The 25,189-nt window shown below is 59.1% G+C and carries 24 protein-coding genes; 21 read left to right on the top strand and 3 right to left on the bottom strand.

Translation table 11 applies throughout. The annotated features are described in order from the left end of the window. Positions 1 to 46: 46 nt before the first annotated feature. Complete coding sequence (locus M0412_RS14050; protein WP_142841537.1) at positions 47 to 550, bottom strand: pyridoxamine 5'-phosphate oxidase family protein; 504 nt, start codon at positions 548 to 550, stop codon at positions 47 to 49. Between the two features lie 199 nt (positions 551 to 749). Between M0412_RS14050 and M0412_RS14055 the strand changes: the two genes are divergently transcribed. Then, positions 750 to 1,496 carry a YebC/PmpR family DNA-binding transcriptional regulator gene (locus M0412_RS14055; protein ID WP_003497595.1) on the top strand — a complete coding sequence of 249 codons (747 nt, stop codon included), beginning with the start codon at positions 750 to 752 and terminating at the stop codon, positions 1,494 to 1,496. Between the two features lie 57 nt (positions 1,497 to 1,553). On the opposite strand, the gene M0412_RS14060 is transcribed toward M0412_RS14055, so the two are convergent. Further along, entirely contained in the window at positions 1,554 to 2,555 is a 1,002-nt protein-coding gene (locus M0412_RS14060; protein WP_269699020.1) for an LLM class flavin-dependent oxidoreductase, read from the bottom strand. Positions 2,556 to 2,682: 127 nt separating this feature from the next. Next, positions 2,683 to 4,992 carry a methyl-accepting chemotaxis protein gene (locus tag M0412_RS14065; RefSeq protein WP_142841535.1) on the bottom strand — a complete coding sequence of 770 codons (2,310 nt, stop codon included), beginning with the start codon at positions 4,990 to 4,992 and terminating at the stop codon, positions 2,683 to 2,685. A 250-nt stretch (positions 4,993 to 5,242) separates the two neighbouring features. Between M0412_RS14065 and ruvC the strand changes: the two genes are divergently transcribed. From ruvC to serA, 20 genes are all read left to right on the top strand, one after another. Further along, positions 5,243 to 5,755 carry a crossover junction endodeoxyribonuclease RuvC gene (gene ruvC, locus M0412_RS14070; protein WP_003523217.1) on the top strand — a complete coding sequence of 171 codons (513 nt, stop codon included), beginning with the start codon at positions 5,243 to 5,245 and terminating at the stop codon, positions 5,753 to 5,755. A 28-nt stretch (positions 5,756 to 5,783) separates the two neighbouring features. Continuing rightward, positions 5,784 to 6,401 (top strand): Holliday junction branch migration protein RuvA, encoded by a 618-nt coding sequence (ruvA, locus tag M0412_RS14075; RefSeq protein WP_046799902.1) that lies wholly within the window; start codon positions 5,784 to 5,786, stop codon positions 6,399 to 6,401. Between the two features lie 128 nt (positions 6,402 to 6,529). Next, positions 6,530 to 7,570: a Holliday junction branch migration DNA helicase RuvB gene (gene ruvB, locus M0412_RS14080; RefSeq protein ID WP_065117401.1), complete on the top strand. Its 1,041-nt coding sequence runs from the start codon at positions 6,530 to 6,532 to the stop codon at positions 7,568 to 7,570. Between the two features lie 53 nt (positions 7,571 to 7,623). Then, the gene (locus tag M0412_RS14085) at positions 7,624 to 7,842 is read left to right on the top strand and encodes a DUF2945 domain-containing protein (RefSeq protein ID WP_269699023.1); all 219 of its coding nucleotides are present in this window, start codon (positions 7,624 to 7,626) and stop codon (positions 7,840 to 7,842) included. Between the two features lie 36 nt (positions 7,843 to 7,878). Next, the gene (locus tag M0412_RS14090; RefSeq protein WP_269699024.1) at positions 7,879 to 8,457 is read left to right on the top strand and encodes a DinB family protein; all 579 of its coding nucleotides are present in this window, start codon (positions 7,879 to 7,881) and stop codon (positions 8,455 to 8,457) included. Beyond that, positions 8,457 to 8,984 carry an NUDIX hydrolase gene (locus M0412_RS14095; protein ID WP_065117461.1) on the top strand — a complete coding sequence of 176 codons (528 nt, stop codon included), beginning with the start codon at positions 8,457 to 8,459 and terminating at the stop codon, positions 8,982 to 8,984. The genes M0412_RS14090 and M0412_RS14095 overlap by 1 nt, the downstream gene beginning before the upstream one ends. Beyond that, the gene (locus tag M0412_RS14100) at positions 8,981 to 9,517 is read left to right on the top strand and encodes an NUDIX hydrolase (protein ID WP_269699025.1); all 537 of its coding nucleotides are present in this window, start codon (positions 8,981 to 8,983) and stop codon (positions 9,515 to 9,517) included. Before M0412_RS14095 ends, M0412_RS14100 begins: the two co-directional genes overlap by 4 nt. Then, entirely contained in the window at positions 9,514 to 9,954 is a 441-nt protein-coding gene (ybgC, locus tag M0412_RS14105) for a tol-pal system-associated acyl-CoA thioesterase (protein ID WP_045019133.1), read from the top strand. Before M0412_RS14100 ends, ybgC begins: the two co-directional genes overlap by 4 nt. 261 nt (positions 9,955 to 10,215) lie before the next feature. After that, complete coding sequence (tolQ, locus tag M0412_RS14110; RefSeq protein ID WP_003497570.1) at positions 10,216 to 10,935, top strand: protein TolQ; 720 nt, start codon at positions 10,216 to 10,218, stop codon at positions 10,933 to 10,935. 61 nt (positions 10,936 to 10,996) lie between these two features. Continuing rightward, entirely contained in the window at positions 10,997 to 11,458 is a 462-nt protein-coding gene (gene tolR / locus M0412_RS14115; RefSeq protein ID WP_020012206.1) for a protein TolR, read from the top strand. A gap of 9 nt (positions 11,459 to 11,467) precedes the next feature. Beyond that, on the top strand, positions 11,468 to 12,637 hold the full coding sequence (locus M0412_RS14120) for a hypothetical protein (RefSeq protein WP_269699027.1): 1,170 nt from the start codon (positions 11,468 to 11,470) through the stop codon (positions 12,635 to 12,637). Positions 12,638 to 12,657: 20 nt separating this feature from the next. Beyond that, positions 12,658 to 13,965 (top strand): Tol-Pal system beta propeller repeat protein TolB, encoded by a 1,308-nt coding sequence (gene tolB / locus M0412_RS14125; protein ID WP_052819686.1) that lies wholly within the window; start codon positions 12,658 to 12,660, stop codon positions 13,963 to 13,965. A 210-nt stretch (positions 13,966 to 14,175) separates the two neighbouring features. After that, positions 14,176 to 14,706, top strand: a complete 531-nt coding sequence (gene pal, locus M0412_RS14130; protein ID WP_046799894.1) for a peptidoglycan-associated lipoprotein Pal — start codon at positions 14,176 to 14,178, stop codon at positions 14,704 to 14,706. Between the two features lie 158 nt (positions 14,707 to 14,864). Beyond that, positions 14,865 to 15,881 carry a tol-pal system protein YbgF gene (gene ybgF, locus M0412_RS14135; protein WP_269699028.1) on the top strand — a complete coding sequence of 339 codons (1,017 nt, stop codon included), beginning with the start codon at positions 14,865 to 14,867 and terminating at the stop codon, positions 15,879 to 15,881. A 30-nt stretch (positions 15,882 to 15,911) separates the two neighbouring features. Continuing rightward, entirely contained in the window at positions 15,912 to 17,243 is a 1,332-nt protein-coding gene (gene tilS / locus M0412_RS14140) for a tRNA lysidine(34) synthetase TilS (RefSeq protein ID WP_269699029.1), read from the top strand. A 154-nt stretch (positions 17,244 to 17,397) separates the two neighbouring features. Beyond that, on the top strand, positions 17,398 to 19,362 hold the full coding sequence (gene ftsH, locus M0412_RS14145) for an ATP-dependent zinc metalloprotease FtsH (protein WP_046799891.1): 1,965 nt from the start codon (positions 17,398 to 17,400) through the stop codon (positions 19,360 to 19,362). 189 nt (positions 19,363 to 19,551) lie between these two features. Next, positions 19,552 to 20,904, top strand: a complete 1,353-nt coding sequence (gene glmM, locus M0412_RS14150; protein WP_046799890.1) for a phosphoglucosamine mutase — start codon at positions 19,552 to 19,554, stop codon at positions 20,902 to 20,904. A 184-nt stretch (positions 20,905 to 21,088) separates the two neighbouring features. Next, positions 21,089 to 21,934 (top strand): outer membrane protein, encoded by an 846-nt coding sequence (locus M0412_RS14155; protein ID WP_142841529.1) that lies wholly within the window; start codon positions 21,089 to 21,091, stop codon positions 21,932 to 21,934. 210 nt (positions 21,935 to 22,144) lie between these two features. Then, entirely contained in the window at positions 22,145 to 23,323 is a 1,179-nt protein-coding gene (locus M0412_RS14160) for a phosphoserine transaminase (RefSeq protein ID WP_269699032.1), read from the top strand. A gap of 85 nt (positions 23,324 to 23,408) precedes the next feature. After that, the gene (serA, locus tag M0412_RS14165; protein ID WP_269699033.1) at positions 23,409 to 25,004 is read left to right on the top strand and encodes a phosphoglycerate dehydrogenase; all 1,596 of its coding nucleotides are present in this window, start codon (positions 23,409 to 23,411) and stop codon (positions 25,002 to 25,004) included. Positions 25,005 to 25,189 lie beyond the last annotated feature (185 nt).

The raw sequence follows: 25,189 nt of genomic DNA on the forward strand, positions 1-25,189 counted from the left end.
GCCGGGGGAGCCCGGAAAATCAGGAGCTAGAACCCAGGTAAAGGTATCAGGCGAAGGTGAGGTGCTGGCGGACGCCGACGTCAGGTGTCTTGTCATCCGACATGTTGGCCTTGGCGATTTCCCAGCCGAATTTCAGCGTGCTGTCGGTTGACGCCCAGATATCGGCATCATCGACGTGAAGTGCCAGCATCGTCAGCAGCGGGTCGGCCTTGCCATGTTCGAACCAGGCGGCGGTGACGGAATTCCAGTATTCGTCGATCTTCGCCCTGTCGTCACGCGCTTCCAGAATGCCGGAGAGGCAGGCGTGATAATCATGGTCCTTGCCGACGAGGCAGAAATGCGCACGCGAGCCTGACTTCAGCGATTTTACGAGATCGGTGTCTTTTTTGGAGAAAAACCAGATGGTGTTGGTTTTCGGGTCAGCATGAGGCGCCATGGGCTGCATGTGGTTGTGCAGTCCTTCCAGACCGAGCATGCCGGCATGGACGGAATTGATCTCGTCCCAGAGCTGGCGGGCCGGGGCTTCTCTTGCTTCAGTCAGGCTGACCATATGTTTTCTCCTTCCGGTCTGTTTTGCTGCGACGGAGAGAAATCCATGCCCTCATCTGCCGCGTTCATGATCAAAACGAGAAGCGGATAAATCAGTTCCTTCTATTGTTCACGGAAGAGAAAGCGCTTGCGGGGTTGAACGGCGGGCGTATCGCACTTATAAGGCCCGCAATCTCCAAATTAAGACAATCAGGTTTTCCATGGCTGGTCATTCACAGTTCAAGAACATCATGCACCGCAAGGGCAAGCAGGACTCCGTACGGTCCAAAATGTTTTCCAAGCTTGCGCGTGAAATCACCGTTGCGGCAAAGGCGGGCATGCCCGACCCGAACATGAACGCACGCCTGCGTCTGGCAATCCAGAACGCCAAGGCCCAGTCTATGCCGAAGGACAATATCGAGCGCGCGATCAAGAAAGCTTCCGGTGCTGACAGTGAAAACTACGATGAGGTTCGTTACGAGGGTTACGGCCCGGGTGGCGTCGCCGTCGTCGTCGAAGCCCTGACCGACAACCGCAACCGCACCGCCTCCAACGTACGCTCCATCTTCACGAAGGCTGGTGGCGCACTCGGTGAAACCGGCTCGGTCTCCTTCTCCTTCGACCGCGTTGGCGAAATCACCTATAAGGCGGAAGTGGGCGATGCCGACAAGGTCATGGAAGCGGCCATCGAAGCGGGCGCTGACGATGTCGAATCCTCCGAAGACGGCCACACCATCATCTGCGGTTTCGAAGCGATGAACGAGGTTTCCAAGGCGCTGGAAGGCGTGCTTGGCGAGGCCGAAAGCGTCAAGGCCATCTGGAAGCCGCAGAACACGGTGCCGGTGGATGAAGAAAAGGCGCAGTCGCTGATGAAGCTCATCGACAATCTCGAAGACGATGACGACGTGCAGAGCGTCTATTCCAACTTCGAGGTTTCCGAAGAAATTCTCGCCAAGCTTTCCGCCTGACGTTTCATGTTCTTAAAGAAAAGCCCCGGCAGCGATATCGCTCCGGGGCTTTTCTATTCAGGCGGCCTTCCTGATGGAACTCCGGACATCGGCGAAAATTTCCACGGAACGCAGCCGTTTTTCGATGTCATGGATCGGCATCGATACGATCAGTTCGTCTGCCTGCGTTTCGGCAAGGAAACCACCGAGATGGCGCTCGATCGTTTCCGGCGAGCCGACTGCGGCGAAACGCAAAGTGTGTTCCACCGAGAAGCGCTCAATCTCGTTCCAGTAGTCATCCATGCTGTGCACCGGCTTCGGGAACGGAGTGCGGACATTGCGGCGCAGATTGACGAATTGCTGCTGTGACGAGGTGAAGAGATGCTGCGCTTCCTCATCCGTCTCGGCGCCGACACCCATCACACCCACCATCACATAGGGCTTGTCCAGCACCTCCGAGGGCTGGAAGCGCTCGCGATAGATATGGATCGCCTCCATCAGCATGTCAGGGGCAAAATGCGATGCGAAGGAATAGGGCAGGCCAAGTGCCGCGGCGAGATGCGCGCTATAGGTGCTGGAGCCGAGCAGCCAGAGCGGCACGTTGGAATTCATGCCCGGCACGGCAAGGATCGCCTGATCCTGCTGCGGCGGGCCGAGGTAACGCTGCAACTCGATGATGTCCTGCGGGAAGTTTTCCGCACCGGCATCGAGATTGCGGCGCAGCGCCCGTGCCGTGCGCATGTCGGTTCCGGGCGCGCGGCCAAGACCGAGATCGACCCGGCCGGGCAGCAGCGCCGCTAGCGTGCCGAACTGCTCGGCAATGACGAGAGGGGAATGGTTGGGCAGCATGATACCGCCGGAGCCGACACGGATATGTTTCGTGGCCGCCCCCACATGGGCGATGACGAGCGATGTCGCGGCGCTGGCAATGCCCGGCATGCCATGGTGTTCCGCCAGCCAGATGCGGTTATAGCCATGGTCTTCGGCCTTGATTGCCATGCGGCGGGAATTTTCAAGCGCCGCGCTGACGCTCTCGCCTTCGCCGATGGGCGAAAGGTCGAGAATGGAAAAGGGGATCATCCGACGCTCCTGCGTAAATTCAAATCTTTGCTGCGGATGTAAGGCGCGTGTCCCGATTTACCATAGAAGTCGCATAGAATTGATGGATGGTTCAAAAAAATTGGGGCCTCCGAAGAGGCCCCCATATTCAGCCGGTCCGCCGGAATTGAGGGGTTTTGCCGTGTGCCGCTGCTTGCCCGTCAGTGGCCAGCACAAATTGTCCGAGCCTGCCGTCCATCTCGCCCGCTTCGGAGGCGAGGTTATGAATGGCGGCCGTCGTTTCCTCCACCATGGCGGCATTTTGCTGCGTCATGGTGTCGAGGCTGGTGACGGTGCCATTGATTTCCGCAAGCGTTTGCGCTTCCTCGCGGGTCGATTCCATGATCTCCTCGATGCGGGAGCTGATGGTCTGCACATGCTTGCCGATGCCGGTGAGTGACGCGCCCGCCTTTTCGACTAAGACAACCCCTGCGGATACCTCGTCGGTGGAGCGTTTCAGCAGACTGGAGATTTCCTTGGCGGCAGCGGCCGAACGCTGCGCCAGTTCACGCACTTCCTGCGCCACAACCGCAAACCCCCTGCCGGCGTCGCCAGCGCGGGCGGCTTCCACACCCGCATTCAAAGCAAGAAGGTTGGTCTGGAAAGCGATTTCATCGATGACGCCAATGATCTGGTTGATCTGGCGCGATGAGGTCTGGATCGCCTCCATGGCGGCGATGGTCTGCTCCATCACGCGGCTGGATGCTGTCGCCTCCGTGCTCGCGTCATGGGCGATACGCGTTGCCTGTTCTGCACGTTCGATCTGATCGCGGACGGCCTCGGTGATGGCCTTGATGGCGCTTGCAGTCTCGGTAATGGAGGCCGCCTGCCGCTCGGTGCGTTCCGCCAGCTGGTCGGCACCCACCCGCATTTCTTCGGAACCGCCACGAACGGCGGTGGAATTGCCGCCGATGGCCTGCATGGTCTCGCTGAGCCGGGCAAGCGCCGTATTGAAGTTGTGGCGCAGGCTTTCGAGATCCTCGGGGAATACTGTGTCGATGCGATAAGCAAGATTGCCATTCGCCAGCCGGTCCAAGCCTTCGTCCAGAGACTGCACGACCATCTGCAGGGTTCCGGCTTCGGCTTCGCGCTCGGCAAGATGGGCGCGGCGGGCGGTTTCGGCTTCCTCCCGGGTGCGCGATGCGGTCTCTTCCATCTCCCGCTGCAGAATAAGCTTTTCACGGAAACTGCCGAGCGCCCGCGCCATGCGGCCGATCTCGTCCTTCCGGTCTTGATTGCCGATCTCAGTATCGAGACGACCTGCCGCCACTTCGCCAGTCAGACCGGCGAGCTTTTCCAGCGGGGCGAACAGGCGCCGTGCGAAAAAGGCCGTTGCCGCACACATGGCGGCCAGAACGCAAAGGCCGATCACGGCAAGTGTGCCGGCAATCGAGATGGAACCCGCATTCAGTTCGCTGCGCAACATGCTTTCGACGGCGAGATATTTTTCACCTGCAAAGGAGAAGGGGCGGGCATAGGCATTGGCCTCGCCATCCGGGCGGTCGATCTTGGCAATCGTCATGCCGGCGGCGTTCAGCGCCTGTCCATGGAACCCGTAGATTGCCGGGTCGAGACCGATGAGCTTTTCGCCCTGTACGCCCAGAACCTTGCCGTCCGCCGAAATGATTGCCGATTGTTCGGAACTGCCGGCCGCGATGCCCTTTGCGAGTATCTGGCTGAACACGTCTTCCTTGACACGGAAGAGGACGATGCCCTTGAAGGCACCGAATTTGACGACCGGAACGCCGAAATAAATGCCGGCCTCCTTTGTTGCCGTGTCTATGCGCAGGCCGGAGAAACTGGTCTGCGCAATGTCGTTGACGGCTTTCTCGGCATTCGCGGCACCGCGTGCAAATGCCGCGCCAAGACCACTTTCCGTCCAGACGCCGCCGGTTACGGTTTCCGCAAAGGCCGTTCCCTTCAGATAAGAGTAATAGACCGTGCCGGCCGGATCGATGAAAAGGACGTCGCTGAACGGCGTTCCCTGCAGATATCCGCCGATATCCGTCTGGGTCTTTTCATGGGTCGAATAATAAAAGCCGCTTGGGTTTTCCGGCTTGATCAGCTTTTCCTTTTCGCCGAATGGATTTTCCTTGACGAAGACGCGCTGCAGTTCCGCTTTTGCGTCACCGGAATTCTTCTGTACGGTCGCCCAGCCGCTGCGCATGGAAACAACAGCCATTTGCAGCGCTTCGATCTTGGCGATGGAGTCCGCCTGCGTCTTCAGCTGTTCAAGGCGTTCCTGAAGCATGTCGCCGCGGAAGACGAGAATGCTCTCCATCGATTTCGACGCCTGTTCTTCGAGAACGCCACTGCTGCTTTGATAACCGAGAAGTGTCAGAGCCCCGGTGGATACCGCCATCAGCGCCAGGAAAATCACCAGCACTTTGGTGGATATGGAATGAAAACGGTTCAGCATGGCCGAAGCAGCCCCCAATGCCGGTTCAGTTCCCGCGCCATGCATGGATGGCGCCATCGGACGGCTGATATGGCGAAAATACTGTGCTGCGGATCATCATGTCCGCAGCTCCCCTTTTTTTTGGTTTTGTGGGGGAACAATGCGGTACGCGGTTTAAGCAGAGGTAAATGCTGTGTTGCAAATTTGATCAATGTTGTCGTTTTGTTCACTTATCGCTGGCAGGGTCGCAACCGGAAAGATAAGGTAACTCATGCAAAAGACGATTCGAATCATCGGCATCGACCCCGGACTGCGGCGCACCGGCTGGGGTGTGATTGACACCCTCGGCAACAGCCTGCGGTTTGTCGCTTCCGGCACGGTAACGTCGGACGGCGATATGGACCTTGCCTCCCGGCTCTGCCAGTTGCATGACGGGCTGGCGGACATCGTGCACAGCCATCAGCCCGATGAGGCGGCGGTGGAGCAGACCTTCGTGAACAAGGATGCGGTGGCCACGCTGAAACTCGGTCAGGCGCGCGGCATTGCCATGCTGGTTCCGGCACGGGCAGGATTGCCGGTCTTCGAATATGCGCCGAATGCGGTCAAGAAAGCGGTTATCGGCGTCGGGCACGGCGAAAAGCAGCAAATTCACATGATGCTGAAAATCCTGATGCCGAAGGCCGAATTCAAGGGTAACGATGCGGCGGACGCGCTCGCCATCGCCATCTGCCACGCCCATAATCGCGGTGGTGACAGGATGCGGCGGCTCCTGGCGGCCGGTTGAATATAGGTCTCATTGAGCGGGCGGCATCATGATCGGAAAATTGAAGGGCAGCATCGAGGAAATCGGCGCGGATTACGTGCTGGTGGATGTGCATGGCGTTTGTTACGTCGCCTATTGTTCGGCGCGGACACTGTCGAAAATCGGCTCCGTCGGAGAGGCGGTGGTGCTGTTCATCGAGACATATGTGCGCGAGGACCAGCTTAAGCTGTTCGGATTCCTCTCCGCACTGGAGCGGGAATGGTTCAACCTGCTGCAGAGTGTGCAGGGAGTGGGCTCAAAAGTGGCGCTGGCCGTCTTGTCCACCCTGTCGCCTTCCGAGCTCGCCAATGCCATAGCACTTCAGGACAAGGTAATGATTTCGCGTGCGCCCGGCGTGGGGCCGAAAGTGGCGGTTCGCCTCGTGACGGAACTTCGCAACAAGGCGCCCGCTTTCGCTGGGGATGCTTCGGCGTCCATCGGGCTCAAGCAGGAACTTGGGGAAGGCGTTGCCTCCGCGCCGGTTGCCGATGCGGTCTCCGCGCTCACCAATCTCGGCTATTCCCGTGATCAGGCCGCCAATGCGGTTGCCGCCGCGCTGAAGAATGGCGGTGAGGGCGGCGATAGCGCCAAGCTGATCCGGCTGGGGCTGAAGGAACTTTCGCGGTAAGACTGGCTTGGCAGGCGGGCGTGGAGCGCAGGCCTATCCTGAATTTCGTGAAGCGCCTTGTTGCGATACTCATGATATAGCGGCGACGGTTACCTGATGAATTCGGCTATAACAATGGAATGCCCTGAATGAGCGATGCGGAGAGACTGATTACCCCGGAAAAGCGCGGTGAGGATATCGACACCACGCTACGCCCGCAGTCGCTGGACGATTTTACCGGCCAGGCAGAGGCCCGCGCCAATCTCAAGGTGTTTATCGAGGCCGCCAAGAACCGGGGCGAGGCGCTCGATCACGTGCTGTTCGTCGGCCCTCCCGGTCTCGGCAAGACGACGCTGGCGCAGATCATGGCCAAGGAGCTCGGCGTCAACTTCAAATCCACGTCAGGGCCGGTCATTGCCAAGGCGGGTGATCTTGCCGCACTTCTCACCAATCTCGAGGAGCGCGATGTCCTCTTCATCGACGAAATTCACCGCCTCAACCCAGCGGTGGAAGAAATCCTCTACCCCGCCATGGAGGATTTCCAGCTCGATCTCATCATCGGCGAGGGGCCGGCGGCGCGCTCGGTGAAGATCGACCTTTCCAAATTCACCCTCGTTGCCGCCACGACCCGCCTCGGCCTGCTGACGACACCGCTTCGCGACCGTTTCGGCATTCCCGTCCGGCTGGCCTTCTACACGGTCGATGAGCTGGAACTGATCGTCCGGCGCGGGGCGCGGCTGATGGGGCTCAATATGACCGATGGCGGTGCACGGGAAATCGCAAGGCGCGCGCGGGGCACGCCGCGTATTGCCGGTCGGCTTTTGCGCCGCGTGCGCGATTTCGCTGAAGTGGCGCGGGCCGAAGCCGTTACCCGCGAGATTGCCGACGAGGCTTTGACGCGGCTCCTGGTCGACAATATGGGCCTCGACCAGCTGGATATGCGTTATCTCACCATGATTGCCGTCAATTTCGGCGGCGGCCCGGTCGGCATCGAAACCATCGCCGCGGGCCTCTCGGAGCCACGCGATGCCATCGAGGACATTATCGAGCCCTACATGATTCAGCAGGGCTTCATCCAGCGCACGCCACGCGGGCGTATTTTGACCGCAACCGCCTGGAAACATCTTGGCATGCAGCCGCCGAAGGATCTCGAGGCCGCGCAGTTCCGGCTGACGCTGGAAGACGATTGAGGGAACAAGCCCCGGTACGCTGGCATTTGACCATCTTTGGTAAGGAGATGATCATGTCGGCATTTCGCAAGGGAACGAAAGTTCGCTGGAACTGGGGTAGCGGAACCGGTGAAGGTAAGATTGTCGAGACCTTCATGGATGATGTTGAGCGCACAATCGCCGGCTCCAGGATCAAGCGGAAGGCGAGCAAGGACGAGCCCGCTTTTCTGATCGAACAGGAAGACGGCGCAAAGGTTCTGAAAAGTCGATCGGAGCTTGAGCGGGCCGATTGAACAACGCCGCCATCCGGCGGTCACGGAGGGACGCTGATGCCTTACGATCCGCTGCGGATTTTCCGCAAACTCGCTCGCAACAACCGGCTGGCCAATTCTCGACTGCATCAGGCCTGTCTGCGGCTTTCGCAGGAAGCTTTCATCGCTCCGCGCGTCAGTTTTTTCCCCACTTTCAGGGCGACGCTGAACCACATCTACACCGTCGACCGCTTCTATATCGATGCCCTGCAGGGTGGAACGCTCGGTCTGGCCGCCTTTGCCGAAGAGGAGCCCTTCTCCACCATGGCGGAATTGCACACCGCCCAGACGGAACTTGACGAGGTACTGATCGCCTTTGTCGACGGTTTGGATGAAGACGGCCTCGCGGCCACGGTCAATATCCATCGTGGCGCGCGTATCCAGCAGGATCGTTGCGACGATGTCCTCTCCCATCTCTTCCAGCACCAGACGCATCATCGCGGGCAGGCGCATGCCATGCTGTCCGGCACGACGATAAAGCCGCCGCAACTGGATGAATTCATTGTGGGGGATGATGCAAAGGCGAGAAAAGAAGAGATGGATGCGTTAGGGTGGGCGGAAGATGATTTGATGTTTCCAGCCCACAGGCCAGCATGATGACGCATGATAACAAAAACCAGGACACCCGTATCCGCATGAAATTCAAGCCGAAGCGCATCTTCCAGATGCGCGTTGCGGGTCTGGCGTTTCGTGATGGCCATGTGCTGGTGCATCGGGCGTCGCATGAAAAATTCTGGACCTTTCCGGGCGGTCGCGCCGAAATGGGCGAACGCTCCGAGGAAACGCTGGCGCGTGAAATGGTGGAGGAGCTTGGCGTCGAGGCCAAGGTGGGGCGGCTTCTCTGGGCGGTCGAAAACTTCTTCCATTATGAAGGCAAGGACTGGCACGAACTCGGTTTTTATTACCTGATGGACCTGCCGGAGACGCTGGCCTTTCATCCGACAGACATCATCCACCGCGTTCAGGATGGTGACAATGAACTGGAGTTCCGCTGGGTCGCGGCAACGCGTGAGGCGTTGACGGAACTGGATATTCCGCCCTATTTCATCGCCGACGAAATAGAACACCTGCCGCAGACCACAAGACACCTCGTCTGGCATGACGGCGATCTGGACGACAAATGACTTTTGCCCCCGAACGCCATATGATCCGGCTGGACCGCAAGCCGCAGCTTTTCAGCATGCGCGTGGCGGCGTTGATCTTCCAGAATGGCCATGTTCTCGTTCAGCGCGGCACAAAGGACAGTTACTGGGCCCTGCCGGGCGGACGGGCGGAAATCGGCGAAAGCTCCGAAGAAACCATCATCCGCGAAATCGGCGAGGAACTTGAGCGAGATTGTTCGGTCGAACGCCTTTTATGGTCCGCCGAGAATTTTTTTGCTTACGGCGATTATGCCGCGCATGAGCTGGCGTTTTATTATCTGGTGTCGCTTCGCCAGGCGTTTCCCTTTCATGAAAGCGATATCGTTCACCGGGTGCTGGATGGTATCGAGGTGGAGTTCCGCTGGTTGCGTGCACAATCCTCCACTCTGCTGGAGCACGATCTCAGGCCTCGTTTTATTGCAGACCGCATTGAGGTGCTGCCTCCGCGCCACGAACATCTCATCGTCCGCGAAGGTGGTATCGATGCGGACGCACTTACCAAGGAGACATTATGAGCGAGCTTGTGGTTTCGCTTTCCGGCGAACTCATCGAACATGGGCACCGCCTGACACAACGCGTCTATTATGAGGACACGGATTTTTCCGGCCTCGTGTATCACGCGCGCTATCTGCATTTTCTCGAGCGCGGCCGTACCGATTACCTGCGTTGCCTCGGCTGTGAGCAGAGCGCGCTTTTGACCGCTGACGAGGAGGGCCTTGTCTTCGTCGTTCATCGCATGGAGATCGATTTCAAGACACCGGCGCGGATGGATGATGTGCTGACAATCACCACTGTGACCGAAAAGGCTGGTGGCGCAAAAATGGTGCTCAATCAGGAAATACGGCGTGGTGAAACCCTGCTGGTCGCGGCCAAGGTCATCATCGCCGTCATCAATGCCAACGGCCGGCCAAGGCGTCTTCCGGAGACGGTGGCGGAAAAATTCCTGAAGTAATTGGCGGCCCGGTTCAGTAAATCCACCCGGCGTGCCCCGGTTGTAACACTCCTTTAACCATAATGGTGTCTTACTTTAGCAACTGGCATTTGTGCGGCGCACGCCTTCCTTTCACCAAATTTATTGGCAAGTAAGGCTTACTGGCAAGTATCGGGGTATGGCAAAGGGGTTAACGGCTGCGGCCGCATGACTTCGAGCGTTAACACGCGTTTGAATCGCCCGGTCCCGTACCGGGCGTTTGGATTCGGGGATTGGATATTTATGGAACAGGCAGGTTTGGCAGCGGCGACACACGATGTAAGTCTCTGGGCACTGTTTATGCAGGCGGGCCTCATCGTGAAGCTCGTGATGATCGGACTTATCGCCGCCTCGGTCTGGACGTGGGCGATCGTCTTTGACAAATATGTGAGCTTCGGCAAGGCAAAGCGCCAGTTCGACCAGTTCGAACAGGTGTTCTGGTCGGGCCAGTCGCTTGAGGAGCTTTATCGCACGCTGGCGGAACGCCAGAATGGCGGTCTTGCGGCTATTTTCGTTTCCGCCATGCGGGAATGGAAAAAATCATTCGAGCGCGGCGCGCGTTCTCCCATTGGTCTGCAGATGCGCATCGACCGGGCAATGGACGTGACGATTGCGCGTGAAGGCGAACAATATGAGGCCCGCCTCGGTTCGCTGGCCACCATCGGTTCGGCCGGTCCCTTTATCGGCCTCTTCGGTACGGTTGTGGGTATCATGACCTCGTTCCAGGCGATTGCCGGTTCGAAGTCGACCAACCTTGCGGTCGTGGCGCCCGGTATCGCCGAAGCGCTTCTGGCAACGGCCATCGGCCTTGTCGCGGCTATTCCCGCGGTTATCGCCTATAACAAGTTCACGGCTGATGCGCACAAGCTTTCCGCTCGCATGGAAGGTTTCGCCGACGAGTTCTCCGCGATCCTGTCGCGCCAGATCGATGAAAAACTTCAGACACGGCAGGCCGCCCAATAAGCGGCCGCGCAACTTGCATGCTGTGCAGTGATTTGCCGCAAGGCAAAATGGAGTAAAAACTATGGGTATGTCAGCAGGTGGCGGCGGCGGCGGTTCCGGTGGACGCCGGGGTGGGCGCGGCGGACGGCGCAAAGGCGGCGCGATCAGCGAGATCAACGTAACGCCGCTGGTCGACGTCATGCTCGTGCTGCTTATCATCTTCATGGTGGCGGCACCGATGATGACGGTCGGCGTGCCGATCGATCTGCCGCAGACATCCGCCAATGCGCTGAATTCGGACACGCAGCCGATCACGATTTCCGTCAATGCCAATGGCCAGATTCATTTGCAGGAAACCGAAATCCAGGCGGCCGAGGTGGCCGACAAGCTGCAGGCAATCGCCACGACAGGTTATAACGAACGTATCTTCGTCCGCGCGGATTCCGTTGCCGCATACGGCGTCGTCGCCGATGTGATGGCACGTATCCAGGCGGCGGGCTTCAAGAATATCGGCCTTGTGACCCAGCAGAAACAGGACAATTGACGTAAAACGATGAAGGGCAGCATCACCACATCCGCGATCGTGCATGCGTCGCTTCTGGCTTTCGCCCTGGTTTCCCTGGGCTCGCCGGAACCGCTCGACGTGTCGCAGGCCGAGGCCTTGCCGGTGGAACTGGTGCCTATCGAGGAATTGACCCAGATCCAGCAGGGCGACAAGAACGCTCCGAAGGCCGAAAAATCGGCTCCTGTTCCGACCACACGCCCTGACATCATTGAAAACGCCCAGAATATCGGTAATAACACGGCCGATATAGAAGCGCCGCCGACGCCGACGACAAAGCCCAATGACAATATCAGCGCAGCTGCCCCGCCAAAGCAGGAAAAGCCGCAGCCGGTCGTCGATACCAAGGCGAATGAAGTAAAGGAAATCGTCAAGGAAGAAACCTCGGCTCCGAAGCCGCAGGAAATGGCCGCCTTGCCGCAGACCAAGCCGGAAATCGCGCCGCAGCCGAAGACGGAACCGCCGCCGCAGGAAACCAAGGCGGAAGAACCGCCGCCGGCCACGCAGGAGCCGGCCGAAATCCCCGTGCCGCAGAACGTGCCGCGCCCGAACTCCCGCCCCGAACCGCCGAAGCCGGAAGAGCCGAAGCAGGCGGAAACCAAGCCTGCAGAGCAGAAGCCCGCTGAAAAGCCGGCCGAGACCAAGCCCGATCAGGCAAAGTCCACCGACAAACCTTCTGACAAGAAGCCGGGCGAAAAGAAGCAGGAGACGGCGAAATCCGCTTCGTCCAAGGAAAGCGATTTCAACGCCGACGATATCGCCGCGCTTTTGAACAAGCAGGCGCCATCCGGTGGCGGGGCGAAGCGGTCGACGCAGACGGCGTCGCTTGGCGGCAAGAAAACAACGGGCGGCTCTACGCTCAGCCAGACTGAAATGGATGCGCTGCGTGGCGCGATCCAGAAGAACTGGCAGATCATTCCCGGCATGGCGGATGCCTCGGACGTTCGCGTCCGGGTCACCATGAAGCTCGACCGTGATGGAACCATCATCGGTCGGCCCGAGATCGAGGCGACGGGTGGTTCCGAAGGAACGCGCCGTGCTCTTTCCGGCGGAGCCTATCGCGCCATCATGCGTTCTGCTCCGTTCACGAACCTTCCTGCCGACAAATATGACGCATGGAACGAAGTCGTTGTGAACTTCGATCCCAGTGAATTGCTATGAATGCTGAAAGGCCTGGCAACATGAAGATATTTTCGCCGATCCGGCTGGTGCTCGCTGTCGCGGCCCTCATGTCGGTTTTCTCCGCACCGGCTTTTGCGCGGGTGGAAATCAACATCAACAAGGGTAACGTCGAGCCGCTGCCCATCGCCATCACCGACTTCATGTCGAGCGACGGTATCGGCGCACAGGTCTCGGCGGTCATCGCCGCCGACCTGCAGCGTTCCGGCCTTTTCGCGCCGGTCAACAAGAGCGCCTTCATCGAAAAGATTACCAGTCCGGACCAGCAGCCACGTTTCGAAGACTGGAAGGTCATCAACGCACAGGCGCTCGTGACTGGCCGTGTGACGCGCGAAAGCGATGGTCGCCTGCGCGCCGAGTTCCGCCTGTGGGATACTTTCGCAGGCCAGCAGATGACCGGCCAGCAATTCTTCACCCAGCCGGAAAACTGGCGTCGCGTCGCCCACATCATCGCGGATGCGATCTATGAGCGGATCACCGGCGAAAAGGGTTATTTCGACACCCGCGTTGTCTTTGTCTCTGAAAGCGGCCCGAAGACAGCTCGCAAGCGCCAGTTGTCGATCATGGACCAGGACGGTTTCAACGTCCGCAACCTAACCAATTCGAACGACATCGTTCTGACGCCGCGTTTCTCGCCGAACCGTCAGGAAGTGACCTACATGTCCTTCGAAGGCCAGCAGCCGCGCGTTTACCTGCTGCAGCTGGAAACCGGACAGCGCGAAGTGGTCGGCAATTTCCCCGGCATGACGTTCTCGCCGCGCTTCTCGCCGGATGGACAGAAGGTCATCATGAGCCTTCAGCAGGATGGCAACGCCAATATCTACACCATGGATCTGCGTTCGCGCACCACGACCCGCCTGACGAACACATCGGCGATCGATACGGCGCCGTCATTTTCGCCGGATGGCCAGCGCGTCGCCTTTGAAAGCGACCGTGGCGGCCGCCAGCAGATTTACGTGATGAATGCCGATGGTTCCGGCCAGCAGCGTCTTTCTTTCGGCGACGGTTCCTATTCCACCCCGGTTTGGTCGCCGCGCGGCGATCTGATCGCCTTCACCAAGCAGTCGGGCGGCAAGTTCTCGATCGGCGTGATGAAGACCGACGGTTCGGGTGAGCGCATTCTGACCAGCGGCTTCCACAATGAAGGTCCCACCTGGGCACCGAATGGCCGCGTGCTGATGTTCTTCCGCCAGAACGCCGGTGCGGGCGGTCCGCAGCTCTATTCGATCGACCTGACGGGCTACAATGAACAGCTCATCAAGACGCCAACCTTTGCTTCGGACCCGGCATGGTCGCCGCTTCTGGACTGATATTAACTGCCATGACGGCGCCGGTAACTCCGGCGCCGTCATGTTTTACGCATGCCACACGGGAAAATGCCTCTTTCTTGCCGCAAAGTGTTGTGAGGGAGCAAAAAAGTGGGACATTTCCTTTCTGTTAACCATAAGCGTTTGCCGGCTATTAACCGCGATCAGTTAGTGTCTGGCAACGTTATTGAAATTTCCAAGGAGAGACCGGCGATGAGCCGTACACACATTTCGGCACTCAGCCCGATGCAGAAACTGGCCCGTAACCCGGCTGTTATCGCCATGACGCTCGCACTTGCCCTTGCAGGCTGCGCGAAGAAGAACATGCCGAACAATGCCGGTGAACTCGGTCTTGGTGGCGCAGGTTCCGCAACGCCGGGCTCCCAGCAGGACTTCACGGTCAATGTCGGCGACCGCATCTTCTTCGATACGGACTCGACCTCGATCCGCGCCGATGCGCAGCAGACCCTGCAGCGCCAGGCCCAGTGGCTTGCCCGTTACCCGAACTACGCCATCACCGTCGAAGGCCATGCCGACGAACGCGGTACGCGTGAATACAACCTGGCGCTCGGCGCCCGTCGTGCGGCTTCGACCCGTGACTTCCTGGCTTCCCAGGGCGTTCCGGCAAACCGCATGAAGACGATCTCCTACGGCAAGGAACGCCCGGTCGCCGTTTGTGACGACATCTCGTGCTGGTCGCAGAACCGCCGCGCCGTGACAGTTCTTGGTGGCGCGGGCATGTGATTGCCTGACGTTATTGTGATCTTGAATGGAAGGCGGTCTTCGGGCCGCCTTTCGTTTTTTTCATAGTTTGGCCGAAGTTAAGTTGCTTTTTTGGTTGATATGGAAAAAATCCGGCTTGCGCCATTCCGGTGCAAATCAGTTAAGGCAGGACGAATGAGATGAAGAAACTTGTCGTGGCGGGAATGCTGGGGCTTGCAGCCTGCACCGGCCTGAGCGGCATCGCCGTTTCGGGTCCGCTGTTCGGTGCGGGGGGTAGCTTCGGCACGATCAACTCTCAGCAGGCCCCGGTCATCCGGGTTCAGGCCAACGAAGCCTATCGGGTTCAGCAGCTTGAAGAGCAGATTCGGCAGCTCAACGGCCGTATCGAGGAAATGAGCTTCCAGCTTCTGCAGATGCAGGAAACGATCCGCAAGGCGCAGGAAGACAATGAATTCCGCTTCCAGGAGCTGGAAAGTGGTAATGCCGGCGGCAAGGGCGCAAGTCCTACGGCGCCGAAAAAGAAGGCGGAAGCCAGTCCGGTCAGTCCGGGCACGCCGCCGACAGACGACGTTGCAACGATCATCGAAACGCCACCCGAGGGTGGCGCTTCCGTTTCGCCGTCTGCTCCATCCAATGCACCGGCAGGTGCACCGGGAGAGACGACGCTCGGCTCGATCGAGCTTGATTCCAAGGGAATGCCGATCGGTGGGACGCTCAATCAGGGTGCCAACAATTCTTCCGGCAGTCTTCCCGGTGTGACCACCGGCAATACGCCGCGCAAGACGACCGATCCCGTCAACACGGCGGCGCTGACCAGCGAAAGCGATATTTATCAGGCCGCTTACGGCCATGTTCTTTCTGGCGATTACAGGCTGGCGGAGCAGGGGTTCCAGCAGTACCTGCAGGGCTATCCCAAAGGCACCAAGGCAGCGGATGCAAGCTTCTGGCTGGGTGAGGCGCAATATTCGCAGGGCAAGTTCAACGAGGCGGCGAAAACCTTCCTCAATGGTCACCAGGCCTATGGCAAATCTCCCAAGGCTCCGGAAATGTTGATGAAGCTTGGCATGTCGCTTGCAGCTCTCGACAATACCGAAACCGCCTGCGCCACGCTGCGCGAGGTGCCGAAGCGTTATCCCAGTGCGTCGAAGACCGTACTGAACAAGGTTGCAAGCGAACAGAAGCGGCTGAGCTGCTGATCTTTTTCCTGCCATGGTGGCGGTCTTTCCATGCCGGTTGATGCCCGCATTCTAAGCGACAACACAGCTGCGCCGCTTGCGGCGGCAAGGTCTTTCATCGAAAGCCTCCGCAAACCCGCCCATATCCTCGTCGCAATCTCCGGCGGCAGTGATTCCACCGGCCTGTTGCTGGCATTACATCAGGTAATGACGGAGGCGGATCGCGACGGATTGCGGATTTCCGCCATTACGGTCGACCATGCGCTGAGAGCGGAATCCGCCGATGAGGCCCCCAAGGTTGCCGCGCTTTGTGCCGAACTGAATATCTTTCATGCCACGCGCCGATGGGGCGGCATCAAGCCGGCGGCCGGCATCTCCGAAGCATCCCGTCTTGCCCGCTACCGCCTGATCGCCGGGGTTGCCCAGGAGGTCGGCGCTGATCTTGTCGTGACCGGGCATACGATCGGCGACCAACGGGAAACCGTGGCGATGCGTGCCGCCCGCAGCGCGGGGGCTGACAATCTCGGCCTCTCGGGCATGGCGGACGCGGTATTATACGATGGGCGCTATTGGATCATGCGGCCGTTCCTGAAATGTGAGAGGCAGGCAATCCGCGACTACGTGTCATCCCGCTCGCATGGCTGGTTTGACGATCCGAGCAACGAGAATACAAAATATGAGCGCGTGCGCGTGCGGCAGACGCTTCCCGATTTTCCGATGCAGCCTGATGCGGAGGCCGCCGCGAAAAGGCAGGCGCTTTCTGAAAAAAGCGCCGATTTCCTGCGTAGGCACGCGCAGATATTTCAGGCCGCAATCGCCAGATTGCCGGTGGACAGCAAGCTGGTCGATCACCCCGAATTCCGGCACGGGCTGGCGGCGCTCATCGCCGCGCTTGGCGGAAGGGCCTATTTCCCGGCTGCGAGCAGCATGGCGCGGGTTCTGCAATTTCTCAAAACCGGTGAAAACGGTCGGATGACGGTCGGTCGCGTCCTGCTCGATCGTCGACGAGATGGGCTTTATATTTTCCGTGAGCAGCGAAACCTGCCGGAGCTTCGTCTCGAGGCTTCCGAAGAGGGACTGTGGGACGATCGTTTTTCAGTGAGGAACGGGTCCACATTTCCGATCCGCGTTGCGGCAGGCAGGGTGGGTGATGCTCTGGAAGCGGCCAGGCTTTTTCCGTCGGTGCCGCCCGGGGTGGCAAAATCGGCGATGGCGGGCCTGCCGCAAATCGCCGCAGCCGGATCGGCCTCCTTTGCGGGAGGCGTCGAGATTACGACACGGCTTGCACCATTTGATCTTTTCCTGCCGCGTTTCGACCTTGAGTTGGCGAATGCAATCGCAATTTTATTCGGTCGCCAGGCATATCCACAGCCCCCGGTTTAAATCGGGCCTCTTTTTCGTGAATTGCCTTGGAATACTTTTTACACCAAAACGCATCAGATAACGCCGTTCGCCTTGGCAACGGCAGATGTCGTCCTTATGTTAGGGGCACATAATAGCGGGCAGCAGATATGTCCGTGTGAGTTCGGGGAGTTCGATGAACCCAAATTTCAGAAATTTCGCCTTGTGGGCCGTGATCGCCCTCTTGCTGATCGCGTTGTTCAGCATGTTCCAGACGTCGCCGACGCAAACGGGTTCGCGGGAAATTCCGTATTCCCAGTTTCTTCGCGACGTGGATTCCGGGCGAGTTCGCGACGTGACCGTCACCGGTAACCGGGTTCTCGGAACCTACACCGAAAACGGCACGGCCTTTCAGACCTATTCCCCCGTCATCGACGACAGCCTGATGGAGCGCTTGCAGAGCAAGAACGTCACCATCGTGGCGCGTCCCGAAAGCGACGGCTCTTCCGGCTTTTTGAGCTATCTCGGCACGCTTCTGCCGATGTTCCTCATTCTCGGCGTCTGGCTGTTCTTCATGCGGCAGATGCAGGGCGGCTCGCGCGGCGCGATGGGCTTTGGCAAGTCCAAGGCGAAGTTGCTGACGGAAGCCCATGGCCGCGTGACCTTTGACGATGTTGCCGGCGTGGACGAAGCCAAGCAGGACCTTGAGGAAATCGTTGAATTCCTGCGTGATCCGCAGAAGTTCCAGCGCCTCGGCGGTAAAATCCCGCGCGGCGTGCTGCTGGTCGGCCCTCCGGGCACCGGTAAGACGCTTCTGGCGCGTTCTGTCGCTGGCGAAGCCAATGTGCCGTTCTTCACCATTTCCGGTTCGGACTTCGTGGAAATGTTCGTCGGCGTTGGCGCAAGCCGCGTGCGCGATATGTTCGAGCAGGCCAAGAAGAACGCACCCTGCATCATCTTCATCGACGAAATCGACGCCGTTGGCCGCCATCGTGGCGCCGGTCTCGGCGGCGGTAACGACGAACGCGAACAGACGCTGAACCAGCTGCTGGTCGAGATGGACGGTTTTGAGGCGAATGAGGGCATCATCCTCATTGCCGCCACCAACCGTCCCGACGTTCTTGACCCCGCACTTCTGCGTCCCGGCCGTTTCGACCGTCAGGTCGTTGTGCCGAACCCTGACATCGTCGGCCGCGAGCGCATCCTCAAGGTGCATATCCGCAACGTGCCTCTGGCGCCGAATGTCGATCTCAAGGTTCTGGCCCGCGGTACACCCGGCTTTTCGGGCGCGGATCTGATGAACCTCGTCAACGAAGCAGCCCTCATGGCCGCCCGCCGCAACAAGCGTGTGGTCACCATGCAGGAATTCGAGGACGCCAAGGACAAGATCATGATGGGTGCGGAACGCCGCTCCTCCGCCATGACCGAGGCCGAAAAGAAGTTGACCGCCTATCATGAGGCCGGTCACGCGATCACCGCGCTGAAGGTTGCCGTGGCCGATCCGTTGCACAAGGCGACGATCATTCCGCGCGGCCGGGCGCTCGGCATGGTGATGCAGCTGCCGGAAGGCGACCGCTATTCCATGAGTTACAAGTGGATGGTGTCGCGCCTCGTCATCATGATGGGTGGCCGCGTTGCCGAGGAGCTGACCTTCGGCAAGGAGAACATCACGTCAGGCGCTTCTTCGGATATCGAGCAGGCCACCAAGCTTGCCCGCGCCATGGTGACGCAATGGGGCTTCTCCGACGCTCTCGGCCAGGTGGCTTATGGTGAAAACCAGCAGGAAGTGTTCCTTGGCCATTCAGTCTCGCAGTCGAAGAACGTCTCCGAGGCAACTGCCCAGACGATCGACACTGAAGTTCGCCGCCTGATCGACGAGGCCTACACCGAGGCACGGCGCATCCTGACCGACAACCACGATGGCTTTGTCGCGATTGCCGAGGGTCTTCTCGAATATGAGACCCTGACGGGCGACGAGATCAAGGCGTTGCTGAGGGGCGAGAAGCCCGCGCGCGATCTGGGTGACGATTCTCCGGGCAGCCGTGGTTCGGCCGTGCCGAAAGCCGGTGCCAAGAAGGACGGCCCCAGTGAAGTGAAGGGTGACGGCGAAGCCAAGGGCGACGGCGAGGCCGAAGGCGGCATGGAGCCGCAGCCGCACTGATCGCCTGTATCAGGCAAGCTATTGTAAAAGGCCATCCGGTAATCTGGGTGGCCTTTTCAGTTTGGTAACAAGATATAAGCCATTTTCGCGGTAATTTACGTGCTGTTTATCGTGGTTTGTGGCATCTAGCCAAAAACGCTTCCGGCTGTTTTCACATTTGCCGGAATGCTCGAAAGATTTGGAGTTCAAATGGCACGCCGTTATTTCGGAACCGATGGTATCCGCGGACAATCGAACGTCTTCCCCATGACGCCGGATCTGGCGATGCGTGTGGGCATTGCGGTCGGCACGATCTTCCGCCGTGGCCATCATCGCCATCGCGTCGTCATCGGCAAGGATACCCGCCTTTCCGGTTATATGCTGGAAAACGCACTGGTTGCCGGTTTCACCGCAGCCGGCCTCGATGTTTTCCTGCTCGGACCTATTCCGACGCCTGCCGTCGCCATGCTCACCCGGTCGCTGCGCGCTGATATCGGTGTAATGATCTCGGCATCGCACAATCCCTTCTCCGATAATGGCATCAAGCTTTTTGGACCTGACGGATACAAGCTTTCCGACGAGCTGGAGTTGGAGATCGAAGATCTTCTCGACAAGGATATCTACGCACAGCTGGCGAAGCCGAGCGAAATCGGCCGCGCCAAGCGCGTGGATGGCGATATTTACCGCTATATCGAATTCGTCAAACGGACTTTGCCGCGCGATGTGACGCTGAGTGGCCTGCGGATCGCCATCGACTGCGCCAATGGCGCAGCTTACAAGGTGGCTCCCGCCGCCCTCTGGGAACTCGGCGCTGAGGTGGTCACCATCGGCAACGAGCCGAATGGCATCAATATCAACCTCGAATGCGGCTCCACCCATCCGGAAGCCCTGCAGAAAAAGGTGCATGAGGTGCGGGCCGATATCGGCATCGCGCTCGATGGCGATGCGGATCGTGTCATCATCGTCGATGAACGCGGTGAGATCGTTGACGGCGACCAGCTGATGGCTGTCATCGCCGATAGCTGGGCTGACGATAACACGCTGCGCGGCGGCGGCATTGTCGCAACCGTCATGTCCAACCTTGGCCTGGAACGGTTCCTCGGCGACAAGGGCCTCACCCTTGCCCGCACCAAGGTCGGCGACCGTTATGTGGTCGAGCATATGCGCAACCACAATTTCAACGTTGGTGGTGAGCAGTCCGGCCATATCGTATTGTCGGATTACGGCACGACCGGTGATGGTCTTGTCGCGGCATTGCAGGTTCTCGCCAAGGTCAAGCGCTCCGGCCGCACGGTCAGCGAAGTATGCCGCAAGTTCGAGCCGGTGCCGCAGCTTTTGAAAAATGTGCGCATTTCTGGCGGCAAGCCGCTGGAAAATCCGGTCGTGCTGCAGGCGATCGCCGATGCGGAAAGCGCGCTGGCCAATAATGGCCGCCTCGTCATCCGTCCTTCCGGCACCGAGCCGCTGATCCGCGTCATGGCGGAGGGTGACGACAGTGCGAAAGTGGAAAAGATCGTCAACGATCTGGTCGGCGTCATCTCCAGCGCCCGCTCGGCCGCGTGAGTTATCGCGACAGTAACGAAAGACAAAAGCCGGCCTCCCAGCCGGCTTTTTCTTTGAGTATTTGCTAATAAATATAGTGAATGATCGTGGTTAATCGGGACTTAACCATTTTACGCCACTCTCCAGAACTGAACAGTTCACTGGCAGCTGCCGCAACGCACGTGCCTCTTCTGGAGTGGAAGTCATGAAAAACGCCCTGGCCGGATTTCTGGCCGTTCTGCTGACCGGCACAAGCGCCGTCGGCGCCGACCTTTATCAAGCCGAACCAGCACCCGCCTATGTCGAAGCGCCGGAAGTTCAGATCACGCAGTCTAGCGGCTGGTATCTGCGCGGCGACGTCGGCTATTCTTTCAACAAACTGCGCGGTGCCCACTATTATCAGGGCGGCCCTGGCGGTTATCTGCAGGATTTTGATACGGCTGATATCAAGGACAGCTATGTCGTTGGCGCCGGTGTCGGTTACCAGTTCAACAACTATTTCCGCAGCGACGTAACCTTCGACTATATGGGAAAATCGGATTTCCGCGGCTCCACAAGCGGTTTCTGCGGCTCCGTTCCCGGTCGCTGTGTTTCGGCTGATCTGAGCTCGCTGAGAGCCTATACGCTGATGGCCAACGCCTATGTCGATCTCGGCACTTATGGCCGTGTCACACCTTATGTCGGTGGTGGTATCGGTGGCTCTTACGTCAAGTGGGATAAGCTGCGCAACACATCGTGCAGCGTTAATGGCCTCGGCTGCGACCCGACCACCGAGCACGGCGGCAAGGGCAAGTGGCGCTTCGCTTACGCCCTGATGGCAGGTGCGTCGATCGACGTCACCTGTAACCTGAAGGCCGATATCGGTTACCGTTTCCGCCACATCAACAAGGGCGACATGTTCGGTTATGAGAACGGCGGCGGTCCGGGCCGTGACAAGGGTCTCTATTCGCATGAAGTGCGTGTTGGCGGCCGTTATGTCTTCAACGGTTGCGATACGGCACAATACATGCCGCCTGCCGATATTCCGCTGCAGCCTGCCGTTTATAAATAAACGTCACGCCAGACTGCTAGTTTCAAACCGTCCGCATCCTTCAGGTGCGGGCGGTTTTTTTGGCGGCATCTGACGCGGTGCGTGACGCATATGGACTAAAATTTCCATGCGTAGCGACATATTCCGCTTGACTGAGGTCGATGACAGGAATAGCAACGGCGTCAGGACACTCCACCCTAACGTGGAGCGCCTATCTGAAAGGGTAGTCAAATGACAGATATAGTGAAGCCGGACCTCCGTCCGGGCAATACGCATTTCTCTTCTGGTCCCTGCTCGAAGCGTCCCGGTTGGTCGCTAGATGCTCTCTCCGATGCACCGCTCGGTCGCTCGCATCGCGCCAAGGTTGGCAAAGACAAGCTGAAGCAGGCCATCGATCTTACCCGTGAAATTCTAAACGTCCCCGCCGATTATCGTATCGGCATCGTTCCTGCATCCGATACCGGCGCTGTTGAAATGGCGCTCTGGTCGCTGCTCGGTGAACGTGGCGTCGATATGCTCGCCTGGGAAAGCTTCGGCGCCGGCTGGGTCACCGACGTCGTCAAGCAGCTGAAGCTGAAGGACGTCCGCAAATTCGAGGCCGATTACGGCCTGCTGCCGAACCTTGCCGAAGTCGATTTCGACCGTGATGTCGTCTTCACCTGGAACGGCACGACATCGGGCGTCCGCGTTGCCAATGCCGATTTCATTCCTGCTGACCGCAAGGGCCTGACGATCTGCGACGCCACCTCGGCGGCCTTCGCACAGGACATGGACTTTACGAAACTCGACGTCGTCACCTTCTCCTGGCAGAAGGTTCTGGGCGGTGAAGGCGGCCACGGCGTCATCATCCTTTCGCCCCGTGCTGTTGAGCGCCTGCTGAGCTATTCGCCGACATGGCCACTGCCGAAAATCTTCCGCATGGTCTCTGGCGGCAAGCTGATCGAAGGCATCTTCACCGGCGAAACCATCAACACGCCGTCCATGCTTTGCGTTGAAGACTATATTGATGCGTTGCTGTGGGCGAAGAACCTTGGTGGCCTTAAGGCGCTGATCGGCCGTGCCGATGCCAATGCCAAGGTCATCTACGACTTCATCGAGAAGAATGACTGGATCGCCAACCTGGCCGTCAAGCCGGAAACCCGCTCCAACACCTCCGTCTGCCTGAAGATCGTCGATCCCGAGGTACAGGCGCTGGATGCGGCCGCACAGGCCGACTTCGCCAAGGGCGTTGTTGCCCTGCTCGAGAAGGAAAATGTCGCGCTCGATATCGGCGCTTACCGTGACGCACCGTCCGGTCTGCGCATCTGGGCCGGCGCCACCATCGAGACGGCCGATATGGAAGCCGTCATGCCCTGGCTCGCCTGGGCTTACCAGACGCAGAAGGCAGCACTTTCCAAGGCTGCCGCCTGATTTTGATACCGGCCCTGCGCTGATGCAGGGCCGCGCATTCTCCATTCGCACATCTCAATCGTTTCCTCCAAGGAGCCCGTAAACCATGGCACCTCGCGTACTCGTATCCGACGAACTGTCGGAAACCGCCGTCCAGATTTTCCGTGATCGTGGCGTCGAAGTCGATTTCCAGCCGAAGCTCGGCAAGGACAAGGACAAGCTTGCCGAAATCATCGGCAATTACGATGGCCTGGCCATCCGCTCCGCCACCAAGGCGACAGAAAAGCTGATCGAGGCTGCGACCAACCTCAAGGTCATCGGCCGCGCCGGCATCGGTGTCGACAATGTCGATATTCCGGCAGCCTCGCGCCGCGGTATCATCGTCATGAACACGCCGTTCGGCAACTCCATCACCACGGCCGAACATGCGATTGCGCTGATGTTCGCAGTCGCGCGCCAGCTTCCGGCAGCCGATAGCTCCACGCAGGCCGGCAAGTGGGAAAAATCGAAATTCATGGGTGTCGAAATCACCGGCAAGACGCTCGGCGTCATCGGTGCCGGCAATATCGGCGGCATCGTCTGCTCGCGTGCCTTGGGCTTGAAGATGCATGTTCTGGCCTACGACCCCTTCCTCTCGCCGGAGCGCGCGCAGGAAATGGGCGTCACCAAGGTCGAGCTGGACGAGCTGCTGGCGCAGGCCGACTTCATCACCCTGCATGTGCCGATGACCGACAAGACACGCGGCATCCTCAACGCTGAAAACCTTGCCAAGACCAAGAAGGGCGTTCGTATCGTCAACTGCGCCCGTGGCGGTCTGGTGGATGAAGCAGCGCTTGCCGAAGCCATCAAGTCCGGCCATGTCGCCGGTGCCGGTTTCGACGTGTTCGAAGTCGAACCAGCCACTGAAAGCCCGCTTTTCGGCCTGCCAAACGTCGTCTGCACGCCGCATCTCGGCGCTTCGACCACGGAAGCACAGGAAAATGTCGCCCTGCAGGTTGCCGAGCAGATGTCGGATTATCTCGTCAAGGGTGCCGTCTCCAACGCCATCAACATGCCGTCGATCACGGCTGATGAGGCGCCGCGCCTGAGGCCTTTCATCCGTCTTGCGGATGTTCTCGGCTCCTTCGTCGGTCAGGTGCAGGAAAGCGCCACCAAGGAAATCGAAATCCTCTATGATGGCGCAACCGCCAACATGAACACCAAGGCATTGACCAGTGCATTGCTGGCCGGCCTGATCCGCAGCCAGGTGGCTGACGTGAACATGGTTTCGGCTCCTGTCATGATCAAGGAAAAGGGCATCATCCTTTCCGAAGTCAAGCGCGACAAGACCGGCGTTTACGACGGCTATATCAAGCTGACGGTCAAGACGGAAAACCAGATCCGCTCGGTTGCCGGCACGGTGTTTTCGGATGGCAAGCCGCGCTTCATCCAGATCAAGAACATCAACATGGATGCCGATGTCGGATCGCACATGATCTACATCACCAACACCGACGTTCCCGGCATGATCGGCTTCATGGGCACCACGCTCGGCGAGGCTGGCGTCAACATCGCCAACTTCCAGCTCGGCCGTGAAAAGGAAGCCGGTGACGCCATCGCGCTGCTTTATGTCGATGGTCCGGTTTCCGAAACGGTGCTGGACAAGCTGCGCGCCAACCCGGCGATCCGCCAGGTCAAGCCGCTGATGTTCAACGTCGACTGATCTTATCGTTCCTCCCAAGGGGACAATAAGGCCCGGTTCAGGGGAAACCCTGTTCCGGGTTTTTCGGTTTTTCGGCCACGGATTTTATGGCAATACGCGTCTGTCTCGCGTTTCGGTTGCATATCACGAAAAATTTAAGCCGAGTGGTCTAAAAATGATGATCATGAGTTGCTATATCGCCTGCT

The organism is Agrobacterium sp. O3.4 (assembly GCF_041414895.1).
In the GTDB taxonomy this organism is placed as follows: domain Bacteria; phylum Pseudomonadota; class Alphaproteobacteria; order Rhizobiales; family Rhizobiaceae; genus Agrobacterium; species Agrobacterium cucumeris.

Excerpts from the sequence above, each read along its gene's own strand:
- ruvC (WP_003523217.1), top strand. The coding sequence starts at position 5,243 with ATGCAAAAGACGATTCGAATCATCGGCATCGACCCCGGACTGCGGCGC.
- M0412_RS14055 (WP_003497595.1), top strand. The coding sequence starts at position 750 with ATGGCTGGTCATTCACAGTTCAAGAACATCATGCACCGCAAGGGCAAG.
- glmM (WP_046799890.1), top strand. The coding sequence starts at position 19,552 with ATGGCACGCCGTTATTTCGGAACCGATGGTATCCGCGGACAATCGAAC.
- ruvB (WP_065117401.1), top strand. The coding sequence starts at position 6,530 with ATGAGCGATGCGGAGAGACTGATTACCCCGGAAAAGCGCGGTGAGGAT.
- M0412_RS14155 (WP_142841529.1), top strand. The coding sequence starts at position 21,089 with ATGAAAAACGCCCTGGCCGGATTTCTGGCCGTTCTGCTGACCGGCACA.
- M0412_RS14050 (WP_142841537.1), bottom strand. The coding sequence starts at position 550 with ATGGTCAGCCTGACTGAAGCAAGAGAAGCCCCGGCCCGCCAGCTCTGG.
- tolR (WP_020012206.1), top strand. The coding sequence starts at position 10,997 with ATGGGTATGTCAGCAGGTGGCGGCGGCGGCGGTTCCGGTGGACGCCGG.
- ftsH (WP_046799891.1), top strand. The coding sequence starts at position 17,398 with ATGAACCCAAATTTCAGAAATTTCGCCTTGTGGGCCGTGATCGCCCTC.
- M0412_RS14100 (WP_269699025.1), top strand. The coding sequence starts at position 8,981 with ATGACTTTTGCCCCCGAACGCCATATGATCCGGCTGGACCGCAAGCCG.
- pal (WP_046799894.1), top strand. The coding sequence starts at position 14,176 with ATGAGCCGTACACACATTTCGGCACTCAGCCCGATGCAGAAACTGGCC.
- tolQ (WP_003497570.1), top strand. The coding sequence starts at position 10,216 with ATGGAACAGGCAGGTTTGGCAGCGGCGACACACGATGTAAGTCTCTGG.
- ybgC (WP_045019133.1), top strand. The coding sequence starts at position 9,514 with ATGAGCGAGCTTGTGGTTTCGCTTTCCGGCGAACTCATCGAACATGGG.
- ruvA (WP_046799902.1), top strand. The coding sequence starts at position 5,784 with ATGATCGGAAAATTGAAGGGCAGCATCGAGGAAATCGGCGCGGATTAC.
- M0412_RS14095 (WP_065117461.1), top strand. The coding sequence starts at position 8,457 with ATGACGCATGATAACAAAAACCAGGACACCCGTATCCGCATGAAATTC.
- M0412_RS14065 (WP_142841535.1), bottom strand. The coding sequence starts at position 4,992 with ATGCTGAACCGTTTTCATTCCATATCCACCAAAGTGCTGGTGATTTTC.
- M0412_RS14060 (WP_269699020.1), bottom strand. The coding sequence starts at position 2,555 with ATGATCCCCTTTTCCATTCTCGACCTTTCGCCCATCGGCGAAGGCGAG.
- M0412_RS14120 (WP_269699027.1), top strand. The coding sequence starts at position 11,468 with ATGAAGGGCAGCATCACCACATCCGCGATCGTGCATGCGTCGCTTCTG.
- tolB (WP_052819686.1), top strand. The coding sequence starts at position 12,658 with ATGAAGATATTTTCGCCGATCCGGCTGGTGCTCGCTGTCGCGGCCCTC.
- M0412_RS14085 (WP_269699023.1), top strand. The coding sequence starts at position 7,624 with ATGTCGGCATTTCGCAAGGGAACGAAAGTTCGCTGGAACTGGGGTAGC.
- M0412_RS14090 (WP_269699024.1), top strand. The coding sequence starts at position 7,879 with ATGCCTTACGATCCGCTGCGGATTTTCCGCAAACTCGCTCGCAACAAC.
- M0412_RS14160 (WP_269699032.1), top strand. The coding sequence starts at position 22,145 with ATGACAGATATAGTGAAGCCGGACCTCCGTCCGGGCAATACGCATTTC.
- serA (WP_269699033.1), top strand. The coding sequence starts at position 23,409 with ATGGCACCTCGCGTACTCGTATCCGACGAACTGTCGGAAACCGCCGTC.
- ybgF (WP_269699028.1), top strand. The coding sequence starts at position 14,865 with ATGAAGAAACTTGTCGTGGCGGGAATGCTGGGGCTTGCAGCCTGCACC.
- tilS (WP_269699029.1), top strand. The coding sequence starts at position 15,912 with ATGCCGGTTGATGCCCGCATTCTAAGCGACAACACAGCTGCGCCGCTT.